Below are 12,288 nucleotides of genomic sequence, written 5' to 3'. Positions count from 1 at the left end.
ATAATAAAGTTGTAAACGGTAATAAAAATGATTGGGAGGAATTTACTATGAATAATACATATACAAATATTTTAATCGCGGTGGATGGTTCTAAAGAAGCAGAAAGAGCTTTTAAAAAAGCAATTCAAGTCGCAAAACGCAACAATGCAACATTAACAATTGCTCATATCGTTGATGTAAAAGCATACTCAGCAGTAGAAGCTTATAGCCGCGCAATTGCTGAACGTGCAAATCTATTTGCAGAAGACTTATTAGAAGACTACAAAAAAACTGCGCTTGAAGCTGGCCTTGAAAAAATTGAAACTGTATTAGAATTTGGTAATCCTAAATCTAAAATTTCAAAAGAAATCGCTCCAAACCATAAAGTAGATTTAATTATGTGTGGTGCAACTGGTTTAAATGCTGTTGAGCGTTTCCTAATTGGTAGCGTCTCTGAACATATTATTCGCTATGCGAAATGCGATGTCCTTGTTGTTCGTGGTGATGAGGAGCAAGGTGAGCTTTAATTCATAAATAAAACATCAAGTCCACATGGGCTTGGTGTTTTTTCATTTCACATACTTCACTATAAACACAAAACAAACCACTACAACAATGACGATCGCCAACACATAAGGCGGTAGGAACTTCAAAGACCATAATGCCATCATGATCGTCGCAACCGTTAAGTACGTTTGCTTTGCATCTTCTGTCATTTTTTTACGAAGCAAGAACACATACAAATAACCGATTGGCGGCGTGATAAAGCAAAGAACATATATAATATTAGATTTCAAATACCATTTTTGTTCTCCGAGCTTCTGTATATCTTCTTCTATTCTCTTATGCTCTCATTCTCTCGCTTCTTCTACAAGCGGATCTTCCTCTTCCCCTCGCTTTTCTTTCATATAAGGAAGAAAGTGCATGAAAAAATAGTATGCAAATACGAATGCTCCAAATCCAATATTTAATCTATCTAACGGAACATTCTCACTTAAAAAGGCAGCAGCGATTACTAAAGAAAAACAATACGTCGTCATCCAAAATGAACGTTTTCTCTTTTTCCGTTCCATTTCTTTTTTATCTTGTACATGTTTTCTTTTCGAAATCCATATCGATATAAAGCAATCTACTACAAATAGAATAAAGATAAATATCCCAACGTGTACTGTTTCTACATCTTCAAATGAAAAGATATTTGGGAATGCAACATGTAATACAATTAGCGTGTACAAAATTATCCCTATAAAATAAATACGTCTCATTTTCCATTCCTTTCTTATTTCCTAACTTTAGGTTAACATACATTTTTTAGAAATAGACGGACAAAATATATATGTTAAAAAAGGAGGATGCTATATGAATGATTCTGAACGTATTATTTTAGATGTGAACGGGAAAGAGCTCGAAATGTTAGATACACTCCGTACACATTTTAAAGAAAAACATGGTGTGGAACTAAGTAATGGTGCATTACTTAGAGATTTGATGGATATTGAGTATATTCGAATTACGGAAGATCGACATAAGTATGATTAACTTTAAGTTATAAAAATCACAAAAAAGGTACGCTTCTCTCTACTAAGATTCGCGTACCTTCTGCCTTATAAATCAATCAACTTCCAACAAACTCTCCAACTAATCCCTTCGCCTTCTCCAAAGCCTTTTCAATTTGCTCAAATCCTGTCCCACCAGCACTGTTACGGCGCTTGACAGCTGCATATGGTGAAAGAACTTCATATAAATCTTCCTCAAATAACGAGCTCATTTCTTTATACATTGCAAGTGGTACATCTACTAAGTAAATTCCTTTTTGTGTGCAGTGTAGCACTAGCTTCCCGACAATTTCATGAGCTTGACGGAATGGTAGTCCTTTACTTGCTAAATAGTCGGCAATTTCTGTTGCGTTAGAGAAATCTTGCGTCACAGCTTGCCCCATTTTTTCTTTGTTTACAGTCATCGTTTCTAGCATGCCTGCCATAATATGAAGGCAGCCTTCTACTGTTTTTACTGTATCAAACATTCCTTCTTTATCTTCTTGCAAGTCTTTATTGTAAGCGAGCGGTAATCCTTTCATTACTGTAAGTAAACTAAATAAATTACCGTACACTCTGCCTGTTTTACCACGAATTAATTCCGCCATATCCGGATTTTTCTTTTGTGGCATAATGCTGCTTCCCGTTGCGTATTGATCGCTCATTTCAATAAATTGAAACTCTTGGCTACTCCATAAAATAAGTTCTTCGCAAAAGCGTGATAAGTGCATCATGAGCATAGATGAGTTACTTAGGAACTCCAGTATGAAATCACGATCGCTTACTGCATCTAAACTATTTTCATAGATTCCATTAAATCCAAGAAGCTCCGCACTATATTCTCGGTCAATCGGGAATGTTGTCCCTGCTAACGCTCCTGCTCCTAATGGTGAAATGTTAATGCGCTTTAATGAATCTTCATAACGATTCACATCACGCTCTAACATCCAAAAGTACGCGAGAATATGATGAGCAAATGAAATTGGCTGCGCACGCTGCAAATGCGTATAACCAGGCATAATGGTTTCAATATTATTTTCTGCTTGATGAACAAGAACAGTTTGCAATTGTTTTGTAGCTTTTATAATATGTTCTACTTTTTCTTTCAAATATAAATGCATATCAGTCGCTACTTGATCATTACGGCTTCGGCCTGTATGAAGTTTCCCTCCTACTTCGCCAATTTGTTCAATTAACATTTTTTCGATATTTAAATGAATGTCTTCAGCTTCTACTGAGAATTGAAGCTTATTCTCTTTTGCTTCTTTTAATAAATAATGAAGCCCTACCTTTATTTTCTCTGCTTCTTCTTTCGTAACGATGCCTTGCTTTGCTAGCATCGTTACGTGTGCAATACTTCCGTTTATATCTTGATTTACTAATTGTTGATCGAAGGAGATGGATGCTCCAAACTCTTCAACCCACGCTTCCGCTTCTTCTGTAAAACGTCCGCCCCAAAGTTTGCTCACGCTTCCACCTTCTTTTGATTCACTTGGCTGTATACTTTCGTCGGTAAACCGAATAATGAAATGAATCCAACTGCTGCATCATGATTAAATTCGTCCTGAGCAGTATATGTTGCTAATTTTTCGTCATATAAAGAGTACTCAGATTTACGTCCTTCTACAATCGCATGGCCTTTAAATAATTTCACACGCACTGTACCTGTTACATTTTTTTGCGTTTCTTGTAAGAAAGCATGAAGCGCTTGTTTTAAAGGAGAGAACCATAAACCGTTATAAATAAGTTCTGTTATTTTCTGCTCAATCACCGGTTTAAAATGTGCCACTTCTTTTACGTGCGTTAAATCTTCCAGCTCTTTATGTGCTGTGATTAACGTCATTGCCGCTGGACATTCGTATACTTCACGCGATTTAATACCAACAAGACGATTTTCTACGTGATCGATACGTCCAACGCCATGTTTTCCAGCAAGGGCATTTAAGGTTTTAATTAATTCTGAAAGTGAATATGCAGTGCCATTTAAAGTAGTCGGTACGCCTGCTTCAAAGCCGATTTCTACAAACTCTGGTTTATTCGGTGTATCCTCTAATGCCAATGTCATCTCATATGCATCTTCTGGCGGCGCTGCCCATGGATCTTCTAAAATTCCACATTCGTTGCTGCGTCCCCATAAATTTTGATCGATTGAAAATGGGCTATCTAAATTAATAGGAATTGGAACATCGTTTTCTTTTGCATATGCAATTTCTTCTTCACGTGACCATTTCCATTCACGTACAGGCGCAATCACTTCTAAGTAAGGATTTAACGCTTGAATAGAAACTTCAAAACGAACTTGATCATTCCCTTTCCCTGTACATCCGTGTGCAACTGCGGTCGCCCCTTCTTGTTCTGCAATTTCTACTAATTTCTTAGCGATAAGTGGACGAGATAATGCAGAAACGAGAGGGTATTTCCCTTCGTATAACGTGTGTGCTTGCATAGCCATCAATGCATATTCATTTGCAAATTCCTCTTGAACATCAATCATATATGATTTAATTGCACCTACTGAAAGTGCCTTTTCTTTTACGAATGCTAAGTCTTTACCTTCCCCTAAGTCTAAACAAAGCGCTATAATATCATAATTTTTCTCTTGTAACCATTTAATTGCAACGGAAGTATCAAGACCTCCGGAATATGCTAATACCACTTTTTTCTTCTCCATTTTGCATCCCCCTAAAGAATAAATATTCATTTTCTTTTATAATAATACACACTTTAACACCTTTTACAAAATGTATCAAGAGTCATTTTCAAATTTTTTCAAACAATTTCGTCGAGCTTCTTTCTGTTTTCATGTACAATATAAGCAGGAAAACGGGGGTGAACCTATGGAAAAGTATTTCTTATACGACGATCATCTAGGAATTGAAATTCCGTATTTACAAGAAGATTGGGAAAATATCCCCGAAAAAATACAGCATGCTATTTTATTAAAATGGGAACAAGTTCGCGGAAAGATTCCTGATCGTATAAAAGAACTCGAGCACTCTATTAATGCAAAACAGCATCATTTAAATAACGAAGAAAACTTCGAAATTTCTTGCAAACTTAATTCAGAAATTGCCGATCTCGCTTCCATCATTAATGACCTTTGGCTTTGGTATCGACTCACTCAAAATGTATCTGAGGGGAAAGCACACCAATGAAAAAAGCATGCCCCTCAATTACTTTGGGTCATGCTTTTTTGTCGTAACACGATTTACAATATATTTCTTGTGCTGTTTTCGCCAAACACACATCAAACGGACCAACTAATATACTTCTTTCTTTCGGCAACTTTACAAACGCAACTAGCTCTTCTTCATATTGAATCTTTTTCTGACATGAAACACATATTAATTCTTTTCTTTTGAACATGTCTTTTAGCATATCTTCACTCTCCCTCTCATCTATCTATATTAATATACTCTCATAATAGTTAAGACTTGTAAAAAAATGACACATTCTAAAGTGAACGATTCATATACTATGTACAAAAGGAGGTCTAAAATTTATGCGCGCTTTCGTTATTATTGCTTTAACTTTTTTAAGTGTGATTAGCTGGGATGCGTTTTTTAAAGATAAAGGTGACCAGAAAGATACAACTGAATAAACACCATCTCTTTCTTACTTATTGGACAAACCGTTAAAAACTGTCCAATTCTGCAAAATAACTTAGGCTTTTCTACAAAAATATTTAAACATAACAATTTTTGTAGATTCCCTCCGTTTATTGTCGGTTTCCATCCGCATACATTTTTTGAAAGTATGATATAATAATATAAATCTTGAAGGAAGGGATTTTGATATCATGATCGCTCGAAGGAGCATGTGGCATCGTATTGACGAATCATACACGTAGCGTATTTTTCAGCTTAGATACTTTAGTCTAGCGAAAAAAATACGAGAGTGGGGAAATTATGATTGCCCGAAGGATAATTTGGCAAAAAAAAGACTCTTCTTACACATAGCGTTTTGTTTAGGACTTAATTGTTACTAGCTAAACAAAACAAAGAAGAGCAGGATTGCTAAATGAAGAATCCTACTCCACGTTTTGTTTAGTCGTTTTAAGACTTAAACTAAAACGAAAGTAGGGAGAATTGATGGACGAGAGGATTATTCGTTATTTCTTCAGCGACATATAGCGTAGTTAGTTTTTTTAGTAAACTAACTGAAGCTACATGTGAGCTCGTAGTTAGTTTACAACACAAAAAGGACTACTAACTACGGAAAGAAGGAATAACGATGAGGAACATCCAAAGTCGACAAATTATTAAAGAAGTTTTTATGGTTTTAATCGGTTCATTTATTTTAGCAGCAGCGCTATATCACATTCACTTCCAAAACCACTTAACAGAAGGTGGCTTTGTAGGTATTGCACTATTCATCCAAAATTTTTATGATATTTCACCATCTATTTCAACTGTAATTATGGATATCCCAATTATTTTACTGTGTGCTTCATTTTTAGGTAGAAAAATGGTTGGTTATTCATTCCTAGGTTCGATTTCATTCGGAGTATTTTATTCTCTTATGGAAAATTATTCTCCATTTACGGTAGATTTATCAAATAATTTATTTGTAGCTGCAATAGTTGGCGGTGCGTTAGCTGGTATTGGACTCGGTTTTATATTGCGATTTGGCGGTGCAACCGGTGGAGACGATATTTTAACAATTGTATTAAGTAAACGAACTCGCTTTACAATTGGGCAAATTTTCTTCGTCTTTGACGCGATTGTTCTTGCGCTTTCATTATATTATTTAAATTGGACAGAAATTGCTTTCACTATTCTTTCGATTGCCGTACAAGCAAAAACATTGGATTTAATTTATTATCCAAAAGCAGAAAAAAAAGCGGAAAAGCAACCAGTATCTGTTCCAATGCCAAAAAAACATGCAACAAATTAAAAAAGCGAAAGGCTTCGGCCTCTCGCTTTTTTTACGCTCTCTTTTCTTTTTCAACTATGTGGCGCACTTGATAAAATCTATTTGCAAATTCAGTAACGTTTCTTGTTAAACGATAGTTCACTGTAGACCCGATTGCCATTCCAATTACCGGAATACCTTGGAATAATTTACGACGAAGAGCATAAATCGAAAATGTTTTCAAAATTTGTTTTAACACAACTTCAGTAGAAGCTGGTTGTAACACCGCTTCGTCTCCTTCGTAGAAGAACGAATCTTCTTGCTCTAGCTCTTGCAATAAATTGTACCATGCGTATTGCTGAAGTCTTCCTGGTAGTAATGACGCATGAAATACCTTTAATGCAAGCATCATTTCATAAGGCTTGTTCACATCATGCCCAAATGATGTTGCAATAAGTTGGACAGCCTTCACATTTAACGCAATCATAACCGGAAAATCAGCCGTTAATAATAATAAACCTCCGGCACCCGTTGCTCCGCCTTGTACGAATGAATATAGGCGATGACGTGCTGTTTGCTGCTCTGCTATGTATGTTAACTGATCAATAGATAATGCTTTCAAATCTTCTAGTTGCTCAATCGATTCATCAAACAATCTCGACGTTCCTAAAATACGATTACGCGCATCTAGCTGTGATTGTGAACTTTGAATCAATGCATGCAAATGAAAGAGCCATCCATCTGCTTTCGTAAAGAAATCTTTTCGTTTTTTCTCAGGCAATTTCGCAATTGTCGTATGTACCCATTTATCAAAAATTTTTTGAAAATCGGTCGCTTCTTGCTCCACTAATTGCGATTCCCATTCTTTTATATTGTCTAAAATGGCTTGTTCTCGCTTCGATCGCATCGTAACAACCACCTCGTTCGATTTTTTTCTATTGTAACATATTTCTGCTTCTTCTTTGCAAATATGCTTGTCTATCTTCATTCACATAACATTTTTTAATGGCATAAAATATTAACAAAAAGGATGAGATGAATCACATGAATCTATCCAATATAAAAAAAGAATATAATTCCGTATTCAGCTTAGGACAAAACTGTTGGCCTGCTTGGGCCTTATATCAATTCGGATTATCACCATTTTTTGGCGTTATTGATTTTATGCTAAGCCCTTCATTAGGAAAGGTGAACTTATTATTACAAAATCAATTTGACCGTTTTTTACATTTCGAAAACTTATCCTTTATCTCATTTTGGGATGATGATGCGAAATTAAGACTAAGGGACAACCTATATGAAATCGACTCCTGTCACGACTTTAAAACAGATGTAAACACACCAACTTCTTGGCCTTCTTATTCAGAAATCAAGCTAAATTATGAGCATCGAATTACTCGTTTTCTAACTACAATTGAAATGGAAAAATCCATATTGTTTATTCGAACTGGAGGAACATACGAAGAAGCACGATCTCTGGAACAAATTTTATCTCAAATAGTTAAACATACATTCTCTGTCCTATTACTACTTCCTGCAGATGTACCAACTGTTGCCCAAGAAGATTGGGGATTACAAAATATTTGCGTTATAAAATGCCCTATTATGGATGTATACCAGTACAATGAAGCATTTTGGCATGACTTATTTGATGGGATTACGATTAGACCGCAGACTTAAATACACAATACTTTTTATTACACACTGCCTTATAATCATCCTTATACAAAAGAAATAAGGAGTGATTATATATGTATCCACGTGCAAAGGCTTTTGGTCTTGCTACACATCAAGGTCGCCTTCTCGTACAAGAATATCATACAGGCGATGAAACGTATTACCGACCTCTTGGCGGCTCAATTGAACTTGGTGAAAAATCAGCACATACCGTTATTCGTGAATTTAAAGAAGAGCTTCATACAGAAGTGGAAATCACCAATTATTTAGGCTGCTTAGAAAACATCTTTCAGCTAGATGAGGGAATTGGTTATGAAATCATTCAGCTATATTCTTTACGCTTATTAGACACATCACTATATGAAATGGAAAAAATGAATATACAAGATGAGCAAACAGTATCGTATGCGAAATGGATTCCCGTTACAGTATTCATTCAGAAGAAGAAAGTACTCTATCCAGATGGAATTTTAAATTATATACAAAAGAAAAAAGACGAAATCCTATAGGATCTCGTCTTTCTTTTCTAGTATATTAACCAATATCTCCAAGACGTAGTACGTCACGAGCGATCATAACTTCTTCGTCAGTTGGAATTACGATAATTTTTACTGGAGAGTGTGGGAAGCTGATGAATGCTTCTTCACCAAATACGTTATTACGTTTTACGTCAAAGTATACGCCCATGTACTCAAGGCCTTCTAATACGCGCTCACGAATAATTGCACTGTTTTCACCTACACCAGCTGTGAAGATGATTGCGTCTACACCTTTCATACGAGCAGTGTAAGAACCGATGTATTTGTGGATACGGCTTACGAATACATCAAGTGCTACTTTCGCACGGTGGTCACCTTCTTCTTCTTTCGCAATGATGTCACGTAGGTCACTAGAGTAACCAGTAAGACCTAACATACCACTCTTCTTGTTTAATACGTTAACTACTTCTTCTACTGTTTGGCCTGTTTTTTCCATGATGTATGGAATTAACGCAGGGTCAAGGTTACCAGAACGTGTACCCATTGTTACACCAGCAAGTGGAGTGAAGCCCATAGAAGTATCGATAGATTTACCGCCTTCTACTGCTGCGATACTTGCACCGTTACCTAAGTGACAAGAAAGTAAGCTTAAGCTTTCAAGTGGACGACCTAATAATTCAGCCGCACGCTCAGTTACGTATTTATGAGAAGTTCCGTGGAAACCGTATTTACGGATACCGAATTTTTCATAGTACTCATATGGTAGGCTGTATAAGAATGCAGATTCCGGCATTGTTTGGTGGAATGCTGTATCGAATACTGCTACTGCTGGTACGTTTGGTAATACTTCTTGGAACGCTTTAATACCAACAAGGTTTGCTGGGTTATGAAGTGGTGCTAAATCGCTTAACTCTTCGATATCAGCTAATACTTCATCAGTAATTAAAACAGAGTCAGCAAATTTTTCGCCGCCGTGAACAACACGGTGACCGATACCGCCAATCTCATCTAGAGACTTAACGATTCCGTTTTCAGTTAATTTTTTAAGAAGCATATTTACTGCTACTGCATGATCTGGAATATTTGTAATTTCTTTTTGTTTTTCGCCATCTACAGTAATAGTGAAGATACTATCTTCTAAACCGATACGTTCCACTAAACCTTTTGTTAATACTGTTTCACTTGGCATTTCAAATAATTGGAATTTTAAGGAAGAGCTTCCTGCGTTAATCGCGATGATTTTTGACATCTAGTCTTTCGCCCCTTTTTCTCTTGGTAGTTGTGTGGATATGTCCACAAACCGCTCGATTTTATCTGATCAAATTCACTAAATATGAAAACGTTTCATCATTAGTGAATTTTATACTCACGATTTTAATTTAAACATCGTCCGACATATATTTCAAGTGAAAAAATTGTAACACCAAGAAAAAATATATATTACAGATTTCAAAAAAATTCAGTTTAATCTAGTATATATTTAAAAATATGACATATCCTATAAAACTGTACTACATGAATTACTAATCCTGTTACATATACCTTGCCTTATTTGTGGGTTGCAAACCAAGTATTTAATTGATCCATAATGTTCTCCATCGCCTTCATGTTGGAGAATTTAGGTAACTCCACTAATAACGCCTGTTTTGGCATTGTTACACTAGGACCTTTCTTTTGGAGAACAAATATACTTTTTGCATTTTTCTCGTTTTTAAACATGGAAACAGGTAGCTGTAATAGCCCTTGAATAAAACATGTTTCTTTAATAAATGCATGTAATTTTGGTGCTTGATCACTTTCAAAAATGAAGTTTGGTACTAGGAAGAATAAGTACCCGCCTTCTTTCGTATGTTTCACACTTTGTTCAATAAATAGGTGATGGGCATACGACATTCCTTCATCTGCTTTTAACTTATATTCACTTGCACCGATTTCATTTGGATAGTAACCAATCGGTAAGTCTGAAACGACTGCATCAACCGGATCGATATAAAGTGGCGCTAGTCCATCTTGATGGAAGAATTCGATTGCATGCTTTTGTAAATTTGCATTTACTAAAGCAAGTTTAATTAGCACTTCATCCACTTCTACACCAAATCCACTCATTGCTAGTCCTTCTTTGGCGCTATTAAATACTGTAGTCATTAAGTTACCTGTTCCAATTGCAGGATCTAAAACAGTAATTTCGTTTTGCCCTTGCATAAATTTATGGAATAAGTAGCTCATGAACATTCCAACTGCATCAGGCGTCATTTCGTGATTCGCTTGTACGCCTTCTTTCATTCCTTTTAAAATGGCTAACTGAAATGCTTTACGAATTTCTTCACCTTTATATGTTTCTTCATTAAACGTACTATATTCACGATTCAGCCTTTCAATTGCTGATTCGGATAATTCCTCTTGTAAAATTGCTCCTTCAAACAAGTTATCACCTGTTTCTACAAGCGCCTCTAAATATGTTACATCTAATTCTTTACGTAAAACTACCGCAGAAGAATCAAAAATAGAAAATAATGTTTCTACTGTCTGACTCACGTACATTCCTCCTTCTCTCTTTTACACATAACTTATATCATACCACAAAGTGTTTTTTTCCAAAAAGAAAAAGCGACCTCCTGCAAAGAGCTCCCCTTTAAGTTATATATGATATAACGTTTTTTCTCATATATTGGTACCATTACGCAGCAATACATGAGAAAAAACGACCTCTTTATAAGAGGTCATTTCTTTCACATTATTTTGCCGCTTTAGCTGCTTCTAATGCTGCTTCATAGTTTGGATGGCTTGTACCTTCGCTTACGTATTCTGCGTAAACTACTTTGTCGTTGCTATCTACTACGAATACTGCACGAGCAAGTAAACGAAGCTCTTTCATTACTAAGCCGTAAGCTTCACCGAATGAAAGGTCACGGTGGTCAGAAAGTGTTACAACATTTTCTAAACCGTTTGCTGCACACCAGCGTTTTTGAGCGAATGGTAAGTCAGCGCTAATTGTTAATACTTTCGCGTTTTCAATACCTGCTGCATCTTGGTTAAAACGACGTGTTTGTGCATCACACACACCTGTATCGATTGAAGGTACAACACTAATTAATTTTACTTCGCCTTTGTATGTTTCTAAACTTACTGGAGATAAGTCATTTGCTAATACTTGGAATTTTGGCGCTTGATCGCCAACTTTAACTTCTGTTCCAACTAAAGTCATTGGGTTACCTTTAAAAGTTACGTTTGCCACTTGAAAATCCTCCCTTATTTAAACAAAATATGTACAATGTAAATGATAGTTTGTCCCTATCGATAATGCAAATAAAATCGCTTTATTTACAAAAAAATTAAAGAAGCTAATCCATTGATTAGCTTCTTATTTGTTAAATTTGAAATTCAGGATCGTCTTCTTTTCGTTTATCCATCATTTCCTTCACTTTATCAACAGCTTGTGGCGCTAATTCAATTATTTTATCGATGACGTGTGTTTGCTTATCTAAATGCAACACTTTTACACCTTCTCCATTTATAACAAGAAACGCTACAGGATTAATAGAAACTCCTCCACCACTTCCCCCGCCAAATGGATGACGGCCTGAATGTTCTACTTTACCAAATTCACTTCCACCAGCAGCAAACCCGAAACTAACTTTCGAAACAGTAAGAATTACACTTCCATCTGCCGCTTTAATTGGGTCACCAACAATTGTATTTACATCAGTCATTTGTTTTAAATGCTGCATTGCGGTTGTCATTAAACCTTGAATTGGATGGTCCAC

At 35.9% G+C, this 12,288-nt stretch carries 14 protein-coding genes and 1 pseudogene; 6 read left to right on the top strand and 9 right to left on the bottom strand.

The window, feature by feature from the left end; translation table 11 throughout:
• The first annotated feature begins 47 nt into the window (after positions 1–47).
• A complete protein-coding gene (locus DN394_RS05180) occupies positions 48–506 on the top strand; it encodes a universal stress protein (protein WP_001066681.1) in 459 nt (152 codons plus the stop codon).
• 42 nt (positions 507–548) lie between these two features.
• Here the strand turns inward: DN394_RS05180 and DN394_RS05175 are convergent.
• Positions 549–1,244 (bottom strand): annotated as a pseudogene (locus tag DN394_RS05175) (hypothetical protein).
• A gap of 94 nt (positions 1,245–1,338) precedes the next feature.
• Between DN394_RS05175 and DN394_RS05170 the strand changes: the two are divergent.
• A complete protein-coding gene (locus tag DN394_RS05170; protein WP_000999985.1) occupies positions 1,339–1,518 on the top strand; it encodes a hypothetical protein in 180 nt (59 codons plus the stop codon).
• A 76-nt stretch (positions 1,519–1,594) separates the two neighbouring features.
• Here the strand turns inward: DN394_RS05170 and argH are convergent, their stop codons facing one another.
• On the bottom strand, positions 1,595–2,983 hold the full coding sequence (gene argH / locus DN394_RS05165; protein ID WP_149293664.1) for an argininosuccinate lyase: 1,389 nt from the start codon (positions 2,981–2,983) through the stop codon (positions 1,595–1,597).
• Positions 2,980–4,185: an argininosuccinate synthase gene (locus DN394_RS05160; RefSeq protein ID WP_000412317.1), complete on the bottom strand. Its 1,206-nt coding sequence runs from the start codon at positions 4,183–4,185 to the stop codon at positions 2,980–2,982. The genes argH and DN394_RS05160 overlap by 4 nt, the downstream gene beginning before the upstream one ends.
• Before the next feature lie 166 nt (positions 4,186–4,351).
• Here DN394_RS05160 and DN394_RS05155 point away from each other — a divergent pair, with 166 nt between their 5' ends.
• Entirely contained in the window at positions 4,352–4,669 is a 318-nt protein-coding gene (locus tag DN394_RS05155) for a hypothetical protein (protein WP_000417209.1), read from the top strand.
• Between the two features lie 28 nt (positions 4,670–4,697).
• Here the strand turns inward: DN394_RS05155 and DN394_RS05150 are convergent, their stop codons facing one another.
• Entirely contained in the window at positions 4,698–4,892 is a 195-nt protein-coding gene (locus DN394_RS05150; RefSeq protein WP_000910278.1) for a hypothetical protein, read from the bottom strand.
• An 855-nt stretch (positions 4,893–5,747) separates the two neighbouring features.
• Here DN394_RS05150 and DN394_RS05140 point away from each other — a divergent pair.
• Positions 5,748–6,410 (top strand): YitT family protein, encoded by a 663-nt coding sequence (locus DN394_RS05140; protein WP_001244522.1) that lies wholly within the window; start codon positions 5,748–5,750, stop codon positions 6,408–6,410.
• A 31-nt stretch (positions 6,411–6,441) separates the two neighbouring features.
• On the opposite strand, the gene DN394_RS05135 is transcribed toward DN394_RS05140, so the two are convergent.
• On the bottom strand, positions 6,442–7,275 hold the full coding sequence (locus DN394_RS05135) for an EcsC family protein (protein ID WP_001256865.1): 834 nt from the start codon (positions 7,273–7,275) through the stop codon (positions 6,442–6,444).
• Between the two features lie 137 nt (positions 7,276–7,412).
• Here DN394_RS05135 and DN394_RS05130 point away from each other — a divergent pair, with 137 nt between their 5' ends.
• Together DN394_RS05130 and DN394_RS05125 are read left to right on the top strand one after the other, a co-directional pair.
• A complete protein-coding gene (locus DN394_RS05130; protein ID WP_098953856.1) occupies positions 7,413–8,048 on the top strand; it encodes a DUF1796 family putative cysteine peptidase in 636 nt (211 codons plus the stop codon).
• Between the two features lie 71 nt (positions 8,049–8,119).
• Positions 8,120–8,554: an NUDIX hydrolase gene (locus DN394_RS05125; protein ID WP_098953855.1), complete on the top strand. Its 435-nt coding sequence runs from the start codon at positions 8,120–8,122 to the stop codon at positions 8,552–8,554.
• A gap of 25 nt (positions 8,555–8,579) precedes the next feature.
• On the opposite strand, the gene ackA is transcribed toward DN394_RS05125, so the two are convergent.
• The 4 genes from ackA to ytfJ form a co-directional block, all read right to left on the bottom strand.
• Positions 8,580–9,773 (bottom strand): acetate kinase, encoded by a 1,194-nt coding sequence (gene ackA, locus DN394_RS05120; RefSeq protein ID WP_000034572.1) that lies wholly within the window; start codon positions 9,771–9,773, stop codon positions 8,580–8,582.
• A 299-nt stretch (positions 9,774–10,072) separates the two neighbouring features.
• On the bottom strand, positions 10,073–11,059 hold the full coding sequence (locus DN394_RS05115) for a class I SAM-dependent methyltransferase (protein WP_000084362.1): 987 nt from the start codon (positions 11,057–11,059) through the stop codon (positions 10,073–10,075).
• Between the two features lie 199 nt (positions 11,060–11,258).
• Entirely contained in the window at positions 11,259–11,759 is a 501-nt protein-coding gene (tpx, locus tag DN394_RS05110; protein WP_000024522.1) for a thiol peroxidase, read from the bottom strand.
• Between the two features lie 133 nt (positions 11,760–11,892).
• On the bottom strand, positions 11,893–12,288 hold the full coding sequence (gene ytfJ, locus DN394_RS05105) for a GerW family sporulation protein (RefSeq protein WP_000350005.1): 396 nt from the start codon (positions 12,286–12,288) through the stop codon (positions 11,893–11,895).

The organism is Bacillus sp. BB081, from assembly GCF_008368895.1.
GTDB classification, from domain to species: domain Bacteria; phylum Bacillota; class Bacilli; order Bacillales; family Bacillaceae_G; genus Bacillus_A; species Bacillus_A wiedmannii.
Note: the sequence above shows the minus strand (reverse complement) of the source record. Positions and strands in the feature narration are given on the sequence as shown.